Origin of the sequence: Polystyrenella longa, from assembly GCF_007750395.1 — a bacterium.
GTDB classification, from domain to species: domain Bacteria; phylum Planctomycetota; class Planctomycetia; order Planctomycetales; family Planctomycetaceae; genus Polystyrenella; species Polystyrenella longa.
Genome location: NZ_CP036281.1, coordinates 6,066,776 through 6,086,771 on the forward strand (window position 1 = coordinate 6,066,776; position 19,996 = coordinate 6,086,771).

Here is a 19,996-nt window from a genome sequence, read left to right on the forward strand (position 1 = left end):
AAACCCGTTATACCGAGAGTTCGAATCCCCCCTTCGGCCAATCTTTTCCCAAATGACCCGGGAACTTTCCTATGGATTGTGAACAGACCGGGGGCGCTCCCTGATTTATCAGAGAAATGACCTGTATGCTTATTCAGAAATTCGGCATGGCCACGTGGCCTTTCAATCTTCCCATCAAGCAGGCATTGCGGGCCGCCTCCGAAGCGGGCGCCCGAGGTGTGCTGGTGAACGCTCGCACGGAAACTCCCGCACGCGAGATGTCCCTCTCCGCACAACGTGATTTTCGACGGTACCTGGGCGAACTGACATTGAGTTTGACTGGATTCCATTTCCCCACACGACATGCCATTCACGATCAGCAACATCTGGACGAACGTCTCAGTGCAATCAAACAAGCGATGCAGTTCTGCGCAGGGATGAAAACGAAGGTACTCCTCGTGGATATCGGTTCGCTTCCCGAGTCGAGCGAAAGTACCGAAGTGGAATTGAAGACCTTTCACGATGTTCTGACCGATCTGGCGACGTTGGGAAATCACATCGGGGTCACTCCCTGTGTGACGCCCGCGGGAGGAAGTCTGCAACAACTGCGGCAATTACTCGATCAAATCGGCTCTGGCCCAGTCGGGATCAATCTCGACCCGGCGACAGCGGTCTTGAATAAACAGAATCCGACGGAAGTTGTCCGGCTCTTTCATGACCGGCTGCTGCATGTCACGGCTCGTGATGCCACGCGGACGCGTGATGGTATCGGTCAGGAGACCTCTATCGGTCGGGGAGAGGTCGAGTGGGAAGAAGTCCTCGCAGTACTGGCTGAAGTTGAGTACTCGGGTTGGGTGACCGTCCAGCGATCCTCTGGCGAAAAACCAGGGAGCGATATGGAGCAAGGCATCAAGTACTTAAAGAACATTGGAATTGAGTGATTCAAGCTGCGTGAGTCACGGACAGCCAGTCGGTCGAGCAAGTTTGATCTCCCAGTCATCGCCTATCCCAGCCGTATCAAATTCAATACGAAAGCTTCAATTAGAAAGCACAGCATGTCCCACGGTTATGATACGCCCGAGGAAGAGTCGGTCTGGTCGGTATCGGAGTTAACCCGGCAGATGAAGGAACTGCTGGAGTCAAACTTTCCGCTGGTCTGGGTGGCGGGAGAAGTCTCCAGCTGCACCCGCGCCCGTTCCGGCCATATTTACCTGACCTTGAAAGATGAGAATTCCCAGATCAGTGCTGTTATCTGGAAGGGGACTGCCAACCGGCTCAAATTCGATCTGGATGATGGTTTGCAAGTGATCGCTGCGGGAGCCGTGGAGGTCTATCAACCGCGTGGATCTTACCAGCTCATCATCCGGGAACTGATCCCGCAGGGGATGGGCCCTCTGGAACTCGCGTTCCGACAGTTACAGGCTAAGCTGGCCGAAGAAGGTTTGTTCGCGCCGGAACGAAAAAAACTCATTCCTCGGTTTCCGATGCGCATTGCCGTCGTCACCAGTCCAACCAGCGCGGCGGTTCGGGATATGTTACAGGTAATGAGCCGCCGCTGGCCGGTCGCCGAGATTATAGTCGTCCCGGCTCAAGTGCAGGGTGCCCAAGCGGGGGGCGAGATCGCTGCCGGACTGAAAGCGGTCGAATCGATTCCCAATGTCGACGTCGTCATCGTCGGTCGCGGTGGGGGAAGTCTGGAGGACTTATGGGCCTTCAACGAAGAAATCGTCGCTCGCGCTATCGCCGCCTGTCCGATTCCAGTAATCAGTGCCGTCGGACACGAGATAGACGTCACCATCGCCGACCTGGTCGCCGACCGGAGGGCTTTGACTCCCAGTGAAGCGGGAGAGCTTGTGGTTCCCGATTTACGGGACATTCTCGGGGGTGTACGTCAGATTGAGAACGACTTACGCTCGGCCCTGCGAGAACAGGCTCACCGGGCTCGTATGCAACTGGAAGCCCTCGTTTCTCGGCCCGTGTTCGCCCGACCTCTGTCGACTGTGCATGATCGGACGATGCAACTGGATGAGCTGGCGGCGCGACTGAACCAGAACGCTAAACGCGTTGTCCATGAAGGGGGCAATCGATTGCAGAATCTCAGCCGAACGCTGGAAGCCCTCAGTCCGCTGAATGTGCTCAGCCGGGGGTATTCTGTCACCCGGAGACCTGAAACGGGCGAAATCGTCCATCAGTCGGACCAAATTGGGACGGGAGACCGACTGGAGACTTTGATCAGGGATGGAATTTTATATAGTCGGGTAGAGTCCGTAGAAAAAAAGGACTCGATGCCCGAAAATGAAGCCTGAATTCTGAAGTACCTGTTCATTGCACAGGGGCAACCTGGTTCCTTGTTGTCCTCTTTTCAATCGATCCCCTGAATAAGCTCCCAAACAGCACCAGAGAAGTATTGGCCGATGGCGAAAAAAGCAAAAGACAATCAGGAAGAATCTGCTCCCAGTTTTGAGGAGGCACTCACCCGTTTACAGGACATCGTGACCGATCTTGAATCGGGTGAAATGGGACTGGAAACTTCCCTGCAACGCTACGAAGAAGGAGTTGGACTGATTCGTCTCTGCTATCAGACACTGGAAGCGGCGGAACAGAAGATTGAAATCCTGACTCGACTCGACTCAGACGGGGATATCGAGACAGAACCCTTTGACGCCGAATCGACTTTCAGTCAAACCGGAGGAGAGGCGAAACGACGCAAGAGTAGCGTCAGCCGTAGCAAAGCCAAGCCGAAACCCAAACCGGATGAAAGTGAAGACGACCCGGAGGAGGATCCTCGAAAACTTCTGTTTTAAATTGTGTCCCGTATCTGTCACTGATTTCGTGATAGAACATGTTCATATTCTACTCTTCTGTTTAATGACATCCGGATAACTCCGCCGCCCAGTTTTCCGACGCCCCCTATCAACCTTTTGCGAAGCTGAATTTCTACATGAGCCTGTTTCGTCCTAATATCGATCAAATGCAGGGGTATGTTCCCGGTGAACAACCTCAGGAAAAAGACTGGATCAAGCTGAATACGAATGAGAATCCGTATTCGCATTCGCCGCGCGTCGCCGAAGCCATTGAGAAAGCGGCGCGGAGCCGACTGAACGTCTACCCCGACCCGCTCGTGAAAAGTTTCCGGGAAGAGGCGTCTAAACTATTCAACGTGGATCCCGACTGGATCCTGCCGGCGAATGGAAGTGATGAAAACCTGACGATTCTCGTTCGCAGTTTTGTGGATCCTGGTGAGGTGATCTCTTACGCCTATCCCAGCTACGTACTGTATGAATCGCTGGCGGAAATTCAGGGATGCCCGTGTGAACGATTACTGCTGAACGAGGACTGGTCCTGGGACCTGGATCGGGTACAGCCTCAGGTGGATAAGTCGAAGCTGCTGTTCGTTCCCAATCCGAATTCGCCTTCCGGCACATTATGGGATGATGAGACGCTCATTAAACTGATCCCGCCGAAGGGCATATTGGTACTGGACCAGGCTTATGGTGATTTCTGTGACTCGCCTGATAAAGGATCGCTTATCAAGGGCGAGCATGGTGCTCAGGTCGTCATCACGCGAACCTTAAGTAAGTCTTACAGCTTGGCCGGAATTCGTTTTGGATTCTCCATCGCGCAACCCGATCTAATCGCGGGAATGCGGAAAGTCAAAGACAGTTACAACTGCAATACACTCTCGATCGCAGCCGCAACTGCAGCAATGCAAGATCAAGAGTGGATGCAGAAAAACGCCCGACGAATTCAAGTGACACGCGAACGATTAACACTCGCCCTGCGCCTGCTCGGTTTCGATGTGCAAGATAGTCAAACGAATTTTGTCTGGGCGACTCATCCGAAACGGGACCACGAACAACTTTACCAGGAACTGAAGGCTCGCCGGATTCTCGTGCGTTTTATGAAGTTCCCCGATACGATCAATGGTCTTCTGACCGGGCTACGCATTACCGTGGGAACCGATACCGAAATCGATACGTTCCTGGAGAAACTCAAAGAGATCATCTAATCGCCGGCCAGCACCTGCCGGTATTAACGATTGTCCCGCCTGTAAGTTGATTCCTCTCATTGGTTTTCCAAGGTACCCGTTGCGGCACCGAAGGAACGAGGTATTCTACAGAGAGCCCAATTCGAACGGGTAAACATCTCGTAAATAACTACTCGTACTACTTATCACTAACCTGCCCGTCGCCCAGTTTGGATAACCAAACTGGTTATCCGCTGAACAGGCACAGGACTGGATGTATGTCAGCTTCTCAAAGTCGAACCGCTACGATCAAACGCGCTACGGCGGAAACCCGCATCGAGTTAACATTAGATCTCGATGGCACGGGAAAAGCCGATATTCAAACTGGAGTGGGGTTCTTTGACCATATGCTGAACTTGTTTGCTAAACATGGGTTGTTCGATCTTTCGATCAAAGCCGATGGCGATCTTGAAGTCGATCAGCATCACACTGTTGAAGATGTGGGTATCTGTCTCGGGCAAGCACTGCTCAAAGCGGTAGGGGACAAACAGGGTATCACTCGTTATGGCAGCATGACGTTACCCATGGAAGAAACTCTGGTGACTTCGGCACTCGATTTGAGTGGTCGCATGTGGTTTGTGTATAACGTCAGTTTTCCCACCGAGAAAATTGGTGAGTTCGATTCACAACTCGTGCGCGAGTTCTGGCAGTCGGTTTCTTCGAACGCTTTGATGAACCTGCACCTGGTCTTGCAGCACGGCGAGAACAGTCATCACATCTCTGAAGGGATCTTCAAGGCAACTGCTCGCGCTTTACGACAGGCAGTGACGGTTGACCCTCGCCAGACGGGTGTCCCTTCTTCCAAGGGAACCTTGTAAGCTCAAAAACGGCCTCGGATAATTGCAATCGCATTACACTATGTCGTTACAGAGTCGTAACAATGTCGCCGCGATGAACTGGCTGTTTGCATGAGATGGAGCAGGTGTTTCTAAGCAGTGATTGAGAAATATATTTTTCGTTCTCATTTCGGTTGCAAGAAAATTATATCCGGGTATGGTAGACCTATAACATTGATGTGAAATTCATTTCCCCTTCACATTCGCTGTGTACTTATCTGGCAGGCCTTCAATCTACGTGTGACCTGTCGAGTACTTCCTGCTTACAAAGTCAGTGCGTAAAAAAACTGAAGCGTTGGCAAAACCTGTTCGAACTGCTGAGCACAGTAACAGGATTCCTGATCAATTCGTGTTCACTCCTGGAAGCGTTAACTTTCGTCTGACGCTGGTTCCGAAGAAACAACCACTTGTTATCTCTGCGATGAAATTGCGCGCGGTTCACAGTTTTTGAATCCGTGCACAACCATTGAATCGCCGTTAGCGACTGGTGGTCGATTTGGGTTCCGGCAATAAGTGGGCGGGAAGAGTTACGCCAATTCGTTACATAGAGTGACACTATTGGAAACGGGCTTGAAACCCTCTGATGGGTTACAATCACCCTTATATGATGGGCTTTGAAACAGCCGCAACTGGGCTTCAGGATGTAGCTTAGTTGAAAAGGTCCTTGTAGACGGATTTGCGGGGGCCAGCTTGAATCGTTAACGATTCACTGGGGAAACTGATCGAACTACCTGACTTTTGCCAATAGGGACGGTGACAGGGAGAACTCACAGGCCATAATGACTATGGTCACCAGAGTCTCTTTTGGCTCGTGACGGATGCGAGAAGTAGGTGTGGTGCTGCCTTGGTGAATCAAGAGCGTTTTCGGGTTCGATCAGTTTCTCTTTTTTACTTTCTAGCGGGTCGCAATCAGGCACGCTGCCCAATTGCCGCTCTCTGTTCCGCATCTCTTCGGATACTTACGGTCGCTGCAATCGACCCCGCAAGTAGATGTCGTCGCCCGTTATCTCGATCTGAATATCGCGTAGATCAGCTTGTTGAGGAATCGCGGGAAGCCCTTCACCTTCGAGCGGGGTAATCGCGTCTCTTCCGCCTACCAGCTTGGGGGCAAGAAAGAGATGAACTTCATCAATAGCAGACACTTCGTGAAGTGACGCAAAGATTGCACCGCCTCCTTCGACGAGTACATTCGTCATTTCCCGTCGCCCCAGTTCCAACAGGACTTCGTTCCAATCGAGACGGCCTTCTTCCGTAAGCTTGCCCTGCCAGATATCGACGCCTGCGTCTCGAAGCTGTTTCAGCTTTTCAGCTGGCGCTGATTCCGAAGTACAGAGCAAGACAGGGGCCTGAGTAATCGTCTGAACCAACTGAGAATCGAGAGACAGACTGGCACGGCTGTCGATCACAATGCGAGTGGCCGTGCGTGGTCCCGCAGGTCGGGCTGTCAGTAACGGATCATCAGCAGCGACGGTTCCTGCCCCAACCAGGACACCGTCCATACAGCCTCGCAATTGATGGACGATGGAGCGCGATTCTGGTCCAGAGATCCATTGAGAGGATCCGGTCCGGGCGGCCAGTTTACCGTCCCAGGTCATCGCCCATTTCGCGAGCAGGTATGGCTGTTTGGTGGTAACCTGTTTAATAAAAGGAGCATTCAGCTGTCGAGCTTCTTCACCCAGAAGACCCACTTCGACTTCGATCCCCGCCTGTTTGAGTTGAGCGATCCCTTTGCCTGCGACCCACTCTGCGGGATCTTCCTGGGCAATGACGACGCGGGATATACCGGCCTGAATGACGGCCTCAGCACAGGGGCCTGTCTTTCCCTGATGGCAACAGGGTTCTAAGGTTACGTATAACGTCGCCCCTCTGGCAGCATCGCCTGCCTGACGTAGAGCGTTGATTTCGGCATGGGCTTCGCCATACTTTTCGTGATAACCGGCACCCAGCAGATTCAGTCCATCGTCAACAATGACCGAGCCCACCGCTGGATTCGGCTCGACGTATCCGAGCCCCTTTTGGGCCAGATTGATCGCGTATTGCATGACTTGGGTGGGGTTGTCGAATTTCATCCGTCAACTTCTTTCCATCAGAACGATCTCTTGGAGATTGAACGAGGACTTACAAGCTGTAAGAACAACCCCACAGGATGCCGAACATGAGGCTCATGAAGCCGACCAGATAGAGAAAACTACGGCCGGTGTTTCTCAGGATGATCGCTTTGTTTTCATAACGGCTGCAGTTGTAGACCAAGGTGATCACCAGCGAGACCGGAATGAAATGGAGGAACATGCTCAGAGAGGACATAGTCTATTACCTGTGGTTCAGAATCGCTGAATCGTCAGCGGACGGGTGAGATCAATTTCATTTTTCGATCAGGAGGTCATTGTTTCACCAATGAACGGGGCAGTTTTTATTCCGCCGATTTCTCTTCAGGTTTTGATTCGGGCTGGCCTTCGGATTCTTCGTCACCGTAACCATGGGCCGGACCATCAAAACAATCCCAGATGGCGAGAATGTTCAACAACCCTGCGATCATAGTTAACGTGACAGCCAGGTCGTATCGCTTACCGCCCACTTTATTGTACCAATGATTGATCGTACTGATCTCAGGAGGCATGCTGAATTCGTTGATGAAACTCCGAGGAATCTCGGCTTCCATGCGTCCAACCGAAACGGTCTGTCCGTTGAGTTCTTCCTGCAGGGTGCAATCAAGCGTCCAGGTCTCTTTGGCCGAGAGAGCGGGTTCGTTACAGGAAGGATGAGCGACCAGAAACCGGGTTTCCTGGCCATCAATACTGGCAATGAATTCGCCTTGAATGATCTGTTCGTTACGTTGTGTGGGGAGAATGATCAATTGCCCGGGGACATCCTGCAGGACACCTTCATCGGGGTTGTTATAAGTCAACTGGGCGATAACTTCCTGGTTCAGGCCCTCTTCCACAGGGTAGATGTTCTGCCCCTGAAAATCCTGTGAGAAGTAACGCTGGGACTGTATCACAGCCATCAGTCCCACTGATCCGACTCCAGCCTGGGCCAGAAACGGAAAGTTTCGCATTGAATGAGCACCGCTCACCTGATGGGTGTAAATGCCATTGCCATCCGCCATCGCCATTCCATACGTGTAAGTTCCGATAATGCATACGGCGTAGACGGAAGCTTTGAAAACGCGGCCCTGATAGTAATGTCCCAAACCGGGGACAAGAAAAGCCAGGAAAGCGGCTAACGTTCGATTCTTCTGCGGAATTCGAGGGTCAAACATACGTATATCCGGTAAGAGCCCAATTTTGCACTGGGCCGGAGAATGGCAGGTAATGAAGGATAACCCTGTTCCATGGGCCCCAGTCCAATTGGCTCAACAGGGAGCGAACCGGTCTGGCGGCAGGGTTAATCAAGTTATTCTACTGGCCCGGGAAGATCCTGACCAGACTTCTCACGGCGGGAATCCTCAGACGGATGGGTTCCGATACGGGCACGAATACATAAAAAAACGGTGATCTCGACAAGCAAGACCACCATTTCGACTTTTTTCAGCGGTTGTTAACACTAAGGATCATACTAGAAGGACGAACGCAAATTACGCATCCGGTCTTGTGGGACGATTTCTACCTCACCCAGATCGATCGGTTCCGGATTGAAGGCAGGGTCTCCCTCTGCCGGTTCAGGAACTTCAAACTGCTGATTAAACGAACCTGCGTGCGTTCCATAATCATCCTGACCTACCTGGATATAGGCATTTCCCTGCAGGTTGTAGGTTCCCGGAGGAAGCTGATCAAACTGGAAGCTGCCATCCTCATTCATCGTGACTTGGAAGTTGGGGGTATAGGGAAGTTCGACTTCGGCCACTTCGGCAGCATTGGCCTCCGTTTTTCCATCGACAGGGACTCCAGCAGCGTTGGACAGGTTATTGAAAAAGCCTTTCAGCAGCGTGTTCCCAATTGCCGAAGATTGTTCAAGCGTCACCTCAGGCTGCTTGATTACCGTGTGAGCATAGATGTCGACGCGGCTGTATTTTTTGTCTTCAGGGATTTTAAACTGACCTTTGACAGGTTGGCCGACGCCCCCTACTTTGACATCTTTCTCTTCGCCAGACTCGAAAGTAAATCGCCCTAGACCCGAGGACAGATTCCGGAAGCCCCGGTTGCCGTAAGGAACTTGCTTCTGATCCTGGATTTCGTAAGTGCCGGGAGCGACTCGGTCAAACTGGAACATGCCGTTGGCATCTGTTTCAACCTGGTAACGACTGCGAACATCGAAGGATTGTCCCGGATCGTTCGGGTTGTATGTGAGTCGACTGGAATTCAACGCGACCTGTTGGTTGGCCGCCGGTCCGGCTCCGCGGATGACCTGACCAGTCACTTTGGCCCAGGGCTGCAACTGATGATCCCCTTTATCGGGAACATCACCCGGCATCACTTTAATGAAGCCGCTTTCGTTCAACGCCACTAAACCGAATTCCTGATCCATCGGCTCAAACTTGAATTCTCCCTTGTCATTCGTTTCAACTCGACTGATTCGATCCCAACGGGGAATTTCACCATTGTAGATTTGGGCTTGCCCATTGGCCGTGAACAGCATTGCTTCCGCATCGGTTGCGGGAGTGCCATCCGGATTCAGGATACGACCAGCAGGGCCGACACCCGGTTGCATTTTGACTGCGAGTTCCCAAAGCGAACCGTTGATTTCGGTCGCTTTAATTTCCTGTGTTTCGGTCGGTTTATATCCGGAAGCTTTCAGCTGAAGTTTAAAGCGATCGTTAATATCGTCGATTTCATGTTCGTAAGAATCTTCTGCAGCTTGTTGTTGCCGGTAGCCATAACGGTAGATCGGTTCTTCCGTAGTTCCCCCGCTCTGGTAGCCCCGTTCCACGGCGAAGTCGGTAATCTTCTCGCCAGTCTCCGCATTCACAGCGGTGATAATGACTTTCTTCGTCTTAGACATCGCGATGGCGTGCGCATCTTCCTGGGGAGTGAGCGACGTGCTGTAGCTCATTAAACCATCTTTAAAGAATCGAAAGAAGACCGAACCATTAGGAGCATTTTCCCAGGTCACCTTTCCTTCGACGTTGGTTTTCAATGGGAACTCTTCGGTAAAGAGCAATTCCAGACAACGGTTTGATTCCCATTGAATCGGAACGACACGGACATCATTAAGCGGCTTACCGTCTTCTCCTTTGATCACGATGTCAAAGGGCGTTCCTTTTTTCATCTCCACTTTGACAGGAACCATATTCGCAGAAACTTTTACAGGGAATTCCATTGGTTCATAATCTGCGGAGAGGACCGTGAGGATATTCTCACCTTCCATTCCCAATTTATATTTAAAGTTCCCTTCGTGGTCTGTTCGTGGAAGGTAGTCGTTGTTCGGTCGGCTATGGGGATCTTGCCCCAGAATAACGAGCGCATTTGAAACGGGTTCTCCCTCACTGTTGGTCACTCGGCCTTCGATGATCAGACCACGTTTCATTTCGAGCCGATGATTTTTGCCTTTCATCTGCTCGATCGCTTTGTCTGAAATTGCCGTGTATCTATTGTTTTGATTTCCTTCCAGGTGGGAACTATGAGAGACACGGATCCGCAAATCATTCATTTCTGGGGGAGCATTGGTGAGTTCCCATTTGCCATTTCCGTCGGTCGGAGTCGACTCCTGAAGACGAGAATAGTATTCGCTTTCGTCATTCCATTCAGAATCGGCATAGAGTTCCACTTTGGCACCCACGATAGGTTCGCCCAGTTGCGAAACGACAACACCCCCAATGGTCTGTCCTTTAGGAAGCATAACGGTCAGTTCTTTGGGAAGATCGACCTTTTTTTCAACCGTTCGACGATCGCCCCACTGGCGATAAAGCGTTTGGTATCCGCGGGCGCGAATCTCCAAGTTGTAGTAATAGAACTTGTCGCCCATCATATTGACGTACGCTTTGCCTTCATCATTGGAGAAGACTTGCGTGTATTTAGTACGTCGGTTGGGATCGACAGCCCAATTCGCTTTAACGCGTGCGACTTCAATTGGCTGGTCGTTCTCATCGACAACCTTGATCTCCAAGTCGTAGTTGTCTTCGCGAACAACTTTTGCTGTTTCTGGAATCGCGTAGTCCGCATTTCCGCCATCGGTTAGTGCCCAGGTAAGCCCTGTTGCGATACCCACGACAAACAATATGACTAGCGCGTAGACGAACAGTCTTTTTGTCACAGAGTTGCCCATCAATGTAACTCCTGTTTTACCTCTAAAGTGAACTTATGGGCGCCAAGTGTGATGAGGATGCCCATTTTTTAGTATAACCAAATGTTGGATTAGTAACAGTGTCGCTTTGGAAATGAGAGTATTTCCTCCAGAGTTTTGGAAAAGGGAAGTAAGCTAACTTTCGGACCTCTGGATTCTGTTTTTGCGACAGACTTCTGCGGATGGAAAGCCGTTATCTAATGGAACACCACGAATCGAACGACCTCTCGTAGAATTCGTCTTGCTGGGACAGAATTACCGGTTTATGGTGTCCGCACATTGAATTTCGCTCACGGTCAGCTACGATACGAAGAGACCGGGAAAGTACTCTCCGGTAGGGTCAGGGCGATTTTTGCGAAATTCCATCGCACCTTTGAATCGACCACCCTGTCGAACCTGCCAGAACGCTCGCTCCTGTGGGACGCGAATTTACGTTTTTGTCCATTCCCGTTCACCTGAACTGGTACCCCCGCCAGCTTGTCCGCGGATATCACGGCCAGGCTTCCGACCCTGATTTTTCTGGCGACAGGAAAGTCATTAGCGATCAATGTCCTTAAGCCGGCGATAGATCGGTTGCATCGAAAGAATGCCAATATGATTCATCAAAATAACTCTTCCGCAGGTTATACCCTGCCTCCCATTGGAGAGAACCCCTCTACAGAGGCTCAGGGAACCAATCCAGGCAGCTTTGCCAAACCATCTAAAATCGCTCCAGGTGTCGAAGGTCGTTACACCTTTGCCTCTCCCGATACGCCCGGTATGCCCGAACCCTCGATGAAGACCGCCTGGGACTTCATGCCCGAGGATTGGACACTGAAAGCAGGTTACGAGGAGAACTACCAGAACGCCGAAGCCTGGCAGACTCCCGATGGTTTCGAACCGATGACTCAGCTCGAATCGGCTCGTATGGGTATCGTCACCCCGGAAATGCTGCGAGTTGCCGAGAAGGAAACCCACCTGACGCCCGAGCAGATCCGCGATGAAGTTGCTGCCGGTCGTATGATCATCCCAGCTAACAAGGTTCACCTCGGTTATAATCTGGAGCCGATGTGTATCGGTCGCGCTTCCAAAACCAAAGTGAACGCTAATATGGGGGCCTCACCGGTCTCTTCCGGCACCGATGAAGAAGTCGAAAAACTGAAATGGGCCGAAAAGTGGGGGGCCGATACCGTTATGGACCTCTCCACCGGCGGAAAAATCGATGAATGCCGCGAAACGATTATTCAGAACAGCCTTGTTCCCATCGGTACAGTTCCGATTTATTCGATGATCATTGGTCGCAAAATTGACGACCTCAACCGGGAGATTATTCTCGAATCGCTGGAACAACAGGCAAAACAGGGCGTCGATTACTTCACCATCCATGCGGGCATTCTGCAGGAACATCTTGAGTTCGTAAAAGATCGCCTCATCGGAGTGGTTAGCCGTGGTGGATCGCTGCTGGCGAAGTGGATGATTATTCACCGACAGCAGAACATCATGTACACTCTCTGGGAAGAGATCTGCGACGTCATGCGTGAGTACGATGTCAGCTTTTCCATCGGAGACGGTTTACGACCGGGTGGTCTGGCCGATGCAACAGATGCCGCTCAGCTGGCGGAACTGGTTGCCTTGGGCACCTTGACCGAACGGGCCTGGCGTAAAGGAATTCAAGTCATGGTCGAAGGCCCGGGACACGTCCCGTTCGATCAGATTGAATACAACATGAAGCTGGAACGCCAGCTTTGTCATGGTGCTCCCTTCTACGTACTCGGACCATTGGTCACCGATATCTTCCCCGGATACGACCACATCACCAGCTGTATCGGTGCAACGGCAGCCGGGTACCACGGTGCCAGCATGCTCTGTTACGTCACTCCGAAGGAACACCTTGGTCTTCCCAAGAAGGACGATGTGAAGCAGGGATGTGTCGCCTATAAAATCGCCGCCCACGCCTCCGATGTGGCCCTGGGGATTCCAGGAACACGAGATCGTGACGACGAACTGACTAAGGCCCGTGCCGCCCTCAACTGGCAGAAGCACTTCGACCTCAGCTTCGATCCAGACGTCGCTCGTGCGTACCACGACGAAGACTTGGATGTCGACACCGACTTCTGTGCCATGTGTGGCCACGACTGGTGCAGCGTGCGAATCTCGAAAGAGATCGTGCAGTTTGCCTCTGGTAAAGACGCTGACTATGCCTGGGACAAAACTAAAATCTCTGAAGCACTGACGGATGAGCAAAAGGAAATTCTGGAAAAACGAGGCGTTCTCAGCCCCGACCAGATTCACAAGCTCGCTTCCAAAACGAAAAAAGTGATGGAAGCCGATAAAGACAAGGCTTCCTGTCATTCTGACTACGTCGACACCGACGACGCTCAGACTCTTCAGGAAACGTCGCTGCCGATTATTGAATAATCCCTGCGACTTTCACGATTTTAAAACCATACTAAACGTCCGATCTTCTTGTTAAACAAGGAGTTCGGGCGTTTTCTTTTTAAATCTGTAATTTTTACGATGAGGCCGAATAAATCGAATTCCCCGGCGAATAACAAACTGACCGACCTGAATTCTCCAGAGTTGCGAGCAGGTCGATTGGTCGAGTCACTTTTAAAACGGTATCGGGCCCTCTCAGCAGGGCCTCTCATTACACGGGGAACAAATCCATGATTCACAAAACACTCATCACCGGCGCCGTCGCCCTTACTCTGGGCATGTTTGTCTTCGGGTCGAACATGTGGAGCTACCTCCAGTCGACAGCGAATAATGTTCGGGAATCGGTTAAATCGAGCGTCCCGTTCGAAATGCGAATTGAAACGGCCGCGGACATGGTCGAAGAAATTCTGCCCGAAATCAGACGACACAAACAGCTCGTCGCCAAACAACAGGTTGAACTGAAATATCAGCAGGAAGCGATCACGAAAACCCGGACAGAATTGGAATCGCAGAAGAAAGCGATCCTGGCTCTGCGGGAAATGCTTCAGGATGGCAAACAGACTTACCAGTTTGCCCGCCATGCTTACACTGCAACCGAAGTGGAGTCTGATGTCTCACAACGGTTCGAACGATTCAAAATCGCCGAGGATGCCTTAACGCGGGAACAGGAAGTTTTTGAAGCGAAACGGAAAGCATTGCGGTCCAACGAACAGGCTCTGGATCAGATGATGAACCAGAAGAAAACTCTGGAAGCACAAGTGATTCAACTGCAGGCACGCTTGAATCAACTGCGGGCAACCGAGTCGGTGAAGTCGATGGACATCGACGATTCTCAACTCGTCCGCACCCGTCAGATGATCAATGAGCTCAACAAAGAACTGGATATCCAGGAACGCGTTCTGGATGAAGAAGGGGAGTTCGTCGGACTGATCCCAGTTGAAGAAGAACTGGAACATCGTCAGCACCCGGACCTCTTGAGCGAAATCGATTCCTACTTCGATGACACTCCTGCTGAGGAACAGAAAAGCGAAGAAAAGACAGGTCCTACCGCCGCTGAAAAAGCAGACACTGCTGAATCCAGCTCGGTTGATCCCGACTTGCAGGCTGCCCTGTAAGACGAAACCTGATCGAATTTCGAATGATGTTCCTCCGTCCTATGAAGAACTTTGTCTGTCAATGACTCGACAGCCACTTGCAGAACGATCTTAACGGAAAGACGTTCGCAGAATATCAAAGACGTCGGTGGCAGGCTTCGGCCTGTCACCGATATTCTTGTCTGGAAGGACTCTCCTTATTAATCGTTTTAAAATTATCTAACCCACTGATAAAGATGAGGTTAAGACGATTAATCAGGAATAGAACTGACGGGGTTTTCTGAACCGGCGACTTTCTCCGGTTTCACTCCCCACAGACGTAATTGGATACGTTATTTTATAGAGAGTGTTTTTGATCGGGATACTTCCTCGCCGTCGACGAGTCGACCCGAAAAGAAATACTCAGCGAACGCTGAACCTCAAAGCATTCCATAATGTTACCCATGACTCTTACTCAAGATAGCAGGTCTGACGAGATGAAGTTTACTCGTGGAGATTCCTCTCGCCAGGATGACGCGGGTTCTTCCCCTGCCGGAAAGAGCCAACTGCCAGATCGACTCATGTTGTGGGTCGACCAGGTGGGCGGGTATCTAATTTGTCTCAAGGAAGAAGTCAGCCTGGGAGCAGTCACTGGTGGCGCAGCGGAAGTCGATATCCCCGTCATGGCGAACCTCTCGCGACAACACGCGACAATTCATCGCCGGGGAGAAACGTATCTCGTCAGCGCACAAGGACCCACATTTCTGGAGGGTCGTCCGGTTGAATACGAAGCCTACCTCTCTTCGAACAGTCAGTTGAAACTGGCCGGCGTCGAGTTCCGGTTTCGGCAACCGACCGTCCTTTCCGCAACGGCAGTACTCGATCCACTGACGTCTCATCGCATTGCCGAAGGGGCCGAGGGGATTGTTCTGATGGAAGGTCTCTGCCTGTTAGGACCGGCGACCGACCATCACATCGTCTGTCGACACTGGACGGATCCCATCATCCTGTTTCGGCGCGGAGATCAACTTCTCTGCAAATCACCAGGTCCGCTGTTCGTGGATGAGGAACTGGTTCAGGAAGAAGCGATCATCCAACATGGAAATATTATCGCCGGAACGGAATCCCGGTTTCGCGTTGAGTATTGTTGACGACACATGAGTGTTGTTAGCTGAATGACGATGGAGGAAATTGGCACCTACCCTATACAAGATAATGATCAGGTTTAGAAAGGCCCGCTAACCATGGGAATCCTCGAAGTCTCCGGTATCCTTGGCATTCTGCTATTTATTTTTGTTGTCATCCTTCTCCCTATAGCACTGACTGCCTTCACTATTTGGGCCGTCATCGACTGTGCCACGAATGAGCCGAGCGAAGGGAACGATAAACTTGTTTGGATGGCCGTGATTATTTTTGGTTATTTCGTTGCCGGTATTGGAGCGTTCGTTTATTACTTCGTCCGCCGCCCGACGCGAATTCGCGAGTACGGACAATGATTTTCGAAGCAGCAGAGTCTTATGGAACAGCTTTTTTTCAAACTACGCAGATTTTAACTTTTTACTGTCTAAATTAAGAACCATTGAGCGACTTTCCACGTTCATTAAATAGGGATCAGCCAAATCCCTGCAGAATCAAATAAGTCATCCCTCTTCATCAACAGCACATCTAACAACAGGTAACAGGGTCTCCGGGCTATGAAATTCGCCTTCGCACCAGAATCGAAACCGCTGGAAGGATACACGATCAAACGTGCTATCCATCGGGGAGGGTTCGGCGAGGTTTATTATGCCCTCAGCGACGCGGGTAAAGAAGTCGCGCTGAAACTGCTTCGCCAGAACACCGACATCGAGCTCCGCGGTGTCACTCAATGTTTGAACCTGAAACATCCCAACCTCGTTTCCTTGTTTGATATTAAAGAAGACAACGACGGCGATCATTGGATCATCATGGAGTATGTTTCCGGTAAAACTCTCGACGAAGTTCTGGGCCAATACCCAAACGGCATGCCACTCGAAAAGGTATCGCTGTGGATGGAGCAGATATGTCAGGGGTTGAGCTTCCTGCACGATAGAGGAATTGTCCACCGGGACATGAAACCGGCCAACCTGTTTATCGAAAACGACATCATCAAAATTGGCGATATTGGTCTCTCCAAGTTCATTACTCAGAGCCGCCGCAGCGCGCAGACACAGTCAGTGGGAACCGTTTACTACATGGCTCCCGAAGTTGCCCACGGTCGTTATGGACATGAAGTCGACATCTACGCAATGGGAATTATTCTGTATGAGCTATTCACGGGCCGGGTTCCCTTTGAAGGGGAGTCGACCGGAGAGATCTTAATGAAACATCTGACGGACAAACCTGATCTTACTCGTCTACCGGAAGCATTCCGCGAAGTCGTCGCGCGGGCCTTGGATAAAGATCCCCAGCAACGGACCAGTTCCGTCACGCAGTTCTGGAATGAATTCCAAGCAGCCCTGCAAGGAAACACCGAGCCAGTCGATATTCCCGAAAGCTCATTCAGCCCGGTTACCGCTGCCCCCACCGTCACTCGTCCAAACAGGACAAATCCAAGCGGCGACGGTATCGATATCGACAGCCGAAACAGCAAGCAGGTGGAATTGGAATTCGATTCAGGCAATCCGAATAAGCACCACTCAGAGAGAACCAGAGAAGAACAATCTTCAGAGAGACCACATTACCGCAAGCCGGGTGAAAAACCTGTTCAGGATAAATTCAACCGAATGGGGAATGATGGTTGGTTCCACAAGCAATCGAACGATCTAGCCGAGTGGTCTTCGACTCAATTTAATGAGTTCACTACATGGTACAACACCCAAACGGGTGTCGCTCAGGTTGCTATCATTGCAGTGGTACTCCTCTTGGTCTTTGGAACTCCACTGTTACCTTTTGTCATTGTACTGGCCGTCTTGGGATTGATGGTGTGGGGATGTTATTCCCTCTTCCTGTTTTTCCTCGAAGGGGGCAAACCTGCCGCTCCACCCGTCCCCCCGACGCCTCCTCCCGTGCAACGCCAAGCTCACCCACTCGATCCGATTTCTCAGACAGTGAACCGATACGCACAGAAAGTGAAGAAGAAAGTTCGCCATTGGTCGGACAAGGAAATTCTCCGCCGGACGCCCCCTAAAACGGTACGGCACATCAGTGGATTACAGCGGGTTACCGAACTGAGTAGTTCTTTCGGTCTATCTACATTCTATGTCGCGATTTTTTCGAGCTTGTATTTCTTTGTTTCGGAACAGACCGTCGCCCAGAGTTTGCCCACAATCTTCTTTCTCGGTTCAACCACCTTGCTCTCCGTCTGGACATTGCTTGGCGTGAATAAATTGACGGAAGGTTCGAAGCTCTCCAGTATCGCGCGGCGATTACTGTTGGTCCCCGGAGCGTTGTTAGTCGGAGCAGCCGCTTATGGGCTTTCAAACTACTTGATGGTCTGGCCTAACTTTGACTTCTCCCACGATGTCATCGATACCGCTTTCACCAATCAAGTGGGAGACGTGATGCTGGTCGCTTCCGGACGCCCCACTTGGGATGCATATCTGCTCTTCTTCGTTGGGATGTTCCTCGTCCGCGGTTGGTGGAGTGTCTCCGATAGCTATCGCAAAAAGAAATTACGAATCCTCTCCATTCTGTGGACCGGTTTCCTCACCTTCGCGCAGGTTTGTTTCTTCGCTTTCCCTTTGGAACTGGCTCTCTTCTGGTCGGTCGTCAGTGCGACAGTCATTCAGTTGTCCTCCAATTGGACACCTCCTCGTGACCGTCTTTATATCGCGGAGGAGAAATAACGATGACAGTTTCAATCCTGGGAATACTGGTTTTATTGTTAATCTTCGTCGGCTTACTCGGAGTACTCTTCATCGCGGGCGGATTTGGCCGACGTAACCGGACTCTAGATTTATCTGGCGGTCTCTTAGTGCTTCTGGGAATGGTAGTATTATTTGCCGCGAAACTCGGGCCGCCAGCCTTTCAATTACTAAATCTTCCAACCTCCGGCGCTCCTCAGGTCGCTACTGTATCGGAACCAAGTGTGGGAACTTCAATTGAATCACCTTCAGTGTCAATCAACGCTGAACTGCAATCGGAGGTGATCCATTCCCATCCGCTAATAGTCCAAAGGGACTGGGACTGGGTCAGCCCGGAGTTACTTACACTCGTCTTGTTGTTCTCAGGTTTTAGCGTCTGGTTCTTGATCCGGTCGACCCGTTTTCGTGCAGCGGCATTGTCGCTAGTCGCGGGGGTAACCTTGCTGGCCGTGTTATGGATGGGGGCGAGAGGGGTCTCGCAGACGCAAACCTGGGTCATGGATTCCACCTCGACGATTTCCTCCGATGAAGCGGGGCAGATCATTGCCAGTCAGCCAACTGAAGTTCAGATGTATTTTCAAAGCTGGAGTAAAGTCTTGTTCATCGTCGCTGTCGCGATCTCGTTGGTTTTTGCCTTTGCAATGTATGTATTCTTCGTCAGTCGCAGACCTACGACGGAGGTTCGTTCAAGCCGCTTTCTGCATTCAACTCTGTGGGCTTTGCCAGTCGTGTTAATCTCGGGGATGGTCTTGCTCACCTATCTCGACCATCTGCAACGAACGATTCAGGTGCCGGAAGCGGAACTGGTTCGCATCGACGGCGAAGGCACGGATATTGATCTTCCTCATGGTGGGTTTGAGTCTGGCATGATTCTGGAAATTCAGGACGACTTGTCACTGGATCAACTGGAAATAGAGAGTGCCGAACTTCCTACGGACACCGCAACAATCTCAGGATCTTCCCCTCAGGATCCTTCCCTCGAAGTGACGCCGGAGGATGGAACCGCCAAAGAGCCAGCTAAGGCGGAATCACCGCCGTCGGAAACGGCCATTGCTTTGGAGTATCCGGAATGGATCGAACGGGGGGCGGAGGTGCGTCACTCAGAGGTACCGGAGGGGGATGTTTTTCGGTTTACCGTCATGAGTGATCTGTTTGAATCGAACGCGGCCGCTGTTGAAGACGCGCTGCATCGGCTTTCGCAACAGACGATTCACCTTTACGGAACCCAGTCTTCCGGTTCCGCATTGCAGCGAATTCCCAATGAATTCCTGCGGAGTTCCGCCGTCATTCATACGTATAGCGTTGCAGGTCTGGTCACAACCGAACAGAATAAGTTTCCGATGTACCGGGTCTGGCTCGACTGTGAAGTCGATACTTTCGCCGGATCCCAGCCTTTCCAATACTGGAAAGAGGTTCTCGTCCAACACCGCATGTGGACTTTGGCCGGGCTGATCGGATTCTTCGTGCTGGTCTTTGTTGCTCTTTCAATTCTCTTCCGGTTGAATCATTTCTCCCAGGGACAATTTGAACGACGACTCAAGCTGGCCTACATCATTCTCGTTCTGGTCGCCGGCATCGGGGTGATGTCCCTTATTGCGTGATCGACAGCAAGGAACAACCACA

15 protein-coding genes are annotated in these 19,996 nt (G+C 51.4%); 11 read left to right on the forward strand and 4 right to left on the reverse strand.

What is annotated here, in order from left to right:
- The first annotated feature begins 146 nt into the window (after nt 1–146).
- The 5 genes from Pla110_RS22265 (at nt 147) to hisB (ending at nt 4,824) form a co-directional block, all read left to right on the forward strand.
- Nucleotides 147–920, forward strand: a complete 774-nt coding sequence (locus Pla110_RS22265) for a sugar phosphate isomerase/epimerase family protein (RefSeq protein WP_197440394.1) — start codon at nt 147–149, stop codon at nt 918–920.
- Nucleotides 921–1,034: 114 nt separating this feature from the next.
- On the forward strand, nt 1,035–2,285 hold the full coding sequence (gene xseA / locus Pla110_RS22270) for an exodeoxyribonuclease VII large subunit (RefSeq protein WP_144999393.1): 1,251 nt from the start codon (nt 1,035–1,037) through the stop codon (nt 2,283–2,285).
- A 108-nt stretch (nt 2,286–2,393) separates the two neighbouring features.
- Nucleotides 2,394–2,783, forward strand: coding sequence for an exodeoxyribonuclease VII small subunit (locus Pla110_RS22275; RefSeq protein WP_144999395.1), 390 nt, complete (start codon nt 2,394–2,396; stop codon nt 2,781–2,783).
- Between the two features lie 137 nt (nt 2,784–2,920).
- The gene (hisC, locus tag Pla110_RS22280) at nt 2,921–3,988 is read left to right on the forward strand and encodes a histidinol-phosphate transaminase (RefSeq protein WP_144999397.1); all 1,068 of its coding nucleotides are present in this window, start codon (nt 2,921–2,923) and stop codon (nt 3,986–3,988) included.
- Nucleotides 3,989–4,224: 236 nt separating this feature from the next.
- Nucleotides 4,225–4,824 carry an imidazoleglycerol-phosphate dehydratase HisB gene (gene hisB / locus Pla110_RS22285; RefSeq protein WP_144999399.1) on the forward strand — a complete coding sequence of 200 codons (600 nt, stop codon included), beginning with the start codon at nt 4,225–4,227 and terminating at the stop codon, nt 4,822–4,824.
- Nucleotides 4,825–5,801: 977 nt separating this feature from the next.
- On the opposite strand, the gene ribD is transcribed toward hisB, so the two are convergent.
- From ribD to Pla110_RS22305, 4 genes are all read right to left on the reverse strand, one after another.
- Complete coding sequence (ribD, locus tag Pla110_RS22290; protein ID WP_144999401.1) at nt 5,802–6,911, reverse strand: bifunctional diaminohydroxyphosphoribosylaminopyrimidine deaminase/5-amino-6-(5-phosphoribosylamino)uracil reductase RibD; 1,110 nt, start codon at nt 6,909–6,911, stop codon at nt 5,802–5,804.
- Between the two features lie 49 nt (nt 6,912–6,960).
- Entirely contained in the window at nt 6,961–7,146 is a 186-nt protein-coding gene (locus tag Pla110_RS22295) for a hypothetical protein (RefSeq protein WP_144999404.1), read from the reverse strand.
- A gap of 106 nt (nt 7,147–7,252) precedes the next feature.
- Complete coding sequence (locus Pla110_RS22300; protein WP_144999406.1) at nt 7,253–8,101, reverse strand: DUF6677 family protein; 849 nt, start codon at nt 8,099–8,101, stop codon at nt 7,253–7,255.
- Between the two features lie 296 nt (nt 8,102–8,397).
- Complete coding sequence (locus tag Pla110_RS22305) at nt 8,398–11,043, reverse strand: carboxypeptidase regulatory-like domain-containing protein (protein ID WP_144999408.1); 2,646 nt, start codon at nt 11,041–11,043, stop codon at nt 8,398–8,400.
- Nucleotides 11,044–11,655: 612 nt separating this feature from the next.
- Here Pla110_RS22305 and thiC point away from each other — a divergent pair.
- The 6 genes from thiC (at nt 11,656) to Pla110_RS22335 (ending at nt 19,974) form a co-directional block, all read left to right on the forward strand.
- On the forward strand, nt 11,656–13,458 hold the full coding sequence (thiC, locus tag Pla110_RS22310) for a phosphomethylpyrimidine synthase ThiC (RefSeq protein WP_231742765.1): 1,803 nt from the start codon (nt 11,656–11,658) through the stop codon (nt 13,456–13,458).
- A 248-nt stretch (nt 13,459–13,706) separates the two neighbouring features.
- Nucleotides 13,707–14,591: a coiled-coil domain-containing protein gene (locus Pla110_RS22315; protein ID WP_144999410.1), complete on the forward strand. Its 885-nt coding sequence runs from the start codon at nt 13,707–13,709 to the stop codon at nt 14,589–14,591.
- A gap of 455 nt (nt 14,592–15,046) precedes the next feature.
- Nucleotides 15,047–15,700, forward strand: a complete 654-nt coding sequence (locus tag Pla110_RS22320) for an FHA domain-containing protein (RefSeq protein ID WP_144999412.1) — start codon at nt 15,047–15,049, stop codon at nt 15,698–15,700.
- Nucleotides 15,701–15,793: 93 nt separating this feature from the next.
- Nucleotides 15,794–16,045 (forward strand): PLDc N-terminal domain-containing protein, encoded by a 252-nt coding sequence (locus tag Pla110_RS22325; protein WP_144999414.1) that lies wholly within the window; start codon nt 15,794–15,796, stop codon nt 16,043–16,045.
- A 198-nt stretch (nt 16,046–16,243) separates the two neighbouring features.
- On the forward strand, nt 16,244–18,355 hold the full coding sequence (locus Pla110_RS22330) for a serine/threonine protein kinase (protein WP_144999416.1): 2,112 nt from the start codon (nt 16,244–16,246) through the stop codon (nt 18,353–18,355).
- A 2-nt stretch (nt 18,356–18,357) separates the two neighbouring features.
- Nucleotides 18,358–19,974 (forward strand): cytochrome c oxidase subunit II, encoded by a 1,617-nt coding sequence (locus Pla110_RS22335; protein ID WP_144999418.1) that lies wholly within the window; start codon nt 18,358–18,360, stop codon nt 19,972–19,974.
- Nucleotides 19,975–19,996 lie beyond the last annotated feature (22 nt).

What these genes read in the sequence shown, in the direction of transcription:
- Pla110_RS22295 (WP_144999404.1), bottom strand. Translation starts at nt 7,146, where the DNA reads ATGTCCTCTCTGAGCATGTTCCTCCATTTCATTCCGGTCTCGCTGGTG.
- hisC (WP_144999397.1), top strand. Translation starts at nt 2,921, where the DNA reads ATGAGCCTGTTTCGTCCTAATATCGATCAAATGCAGGGGTATGTTCCC.
- Pla110_RS22330 (WP_144999416.1), top strand. Translation starts at nt 16,244, where the DNA reads ATGAAATTCGCCTTCGCACCAGAATCGAAACCGCTGGAAGGATACACG.
- Pla110_RS22265 (WP_197440394.1), top strand. Translation starts at nt 147, where the DNA reads ATGGCCACGTGGCCTTTCAATCTTCCCATCAAGCAGGCATTGCGGGCC.
- Pla110_RS22315 (WP_144999410.1), top strand. Translation starts at nt 13,707, where the DNA reads ATGATTCACAAAACACTCATCACCGGCGCCGTCGCCCTTACTCTGGGC.
- hisB (WP_144999399.1), top strand. Translation starts at nt 4,225, where the DNA reads ATGTCAGCTTCTCAAAGTCGAACCGCTACGATCAAACGCGCTACGGCG.
- thiC (WP_231742765.1), top strand. Translation starts at nt 11,656, where the DNA reads ATGATTCATCAAAATAACTCTTCCGCAGGTTATACCCTGCCTCCCATT.
- Pla110_RS22305 (WP_144999408.1), bottom strand. Translation starts at nt 11,043, where the DNA reads ATGGGCAACTCTGTGACAAAAAGACTGTTCGTCTACGCGCTAGTCATA.
- Pla110_RS22335 (WP_144999418.1), top strand. Translation starts at nt 18,358, where the DNA reads ATGACAGTTTCAATCCTGGGAATACTGGTTTTATTGTTAATCTTCGTC.
- Pla110_RS22320 (WP_144999412.1), top strand. Translation starts at nt 15,047, where the DNA reads ATGAAGTTTACTCGTGGAGATTCCTCTCGCCAGGATGACGCGGGTTCT.
- ribD (WP_144999401.1), bottom strand. Translation starts at nt 6,911, where the DNA reads ATGAAATTCGACAACCCCACCCAAGTCATGCAATACGCGATCAATCTG.
- Pla110_RS22275 (WP_144999395.1), top strand. Translation starts at nt 2,394, where the DNA reads ATGGCGAAAAAAGCAAAAGACAATCAGGAAGAATCTGCTCCCAGTTTT.
- xseA (WP_144999393.1), top strand. Translation starts at nt 1,035, where the DNA reads ATGTCCCACGGTTATGATACGCCCGAGGAAGAGTCGGTCTGGTCGGTA.
- Pla110_RS22300 (WP_144999406.1), bottom strand. Translation starts at nt 8,101, where the DNA reads ATGTTTGACCCTCGAATTCCGCAGAAGAATCGAACGTTAGCCGCTTTC.
- Pla110_RS22325 (WP_144999414.1), top strand. Translation starts at nt 15,794, where the DNA reads ATGGGAATCCTCGAAGTCTCCGGTATCCTTGGCATTCTGCTATTTATT.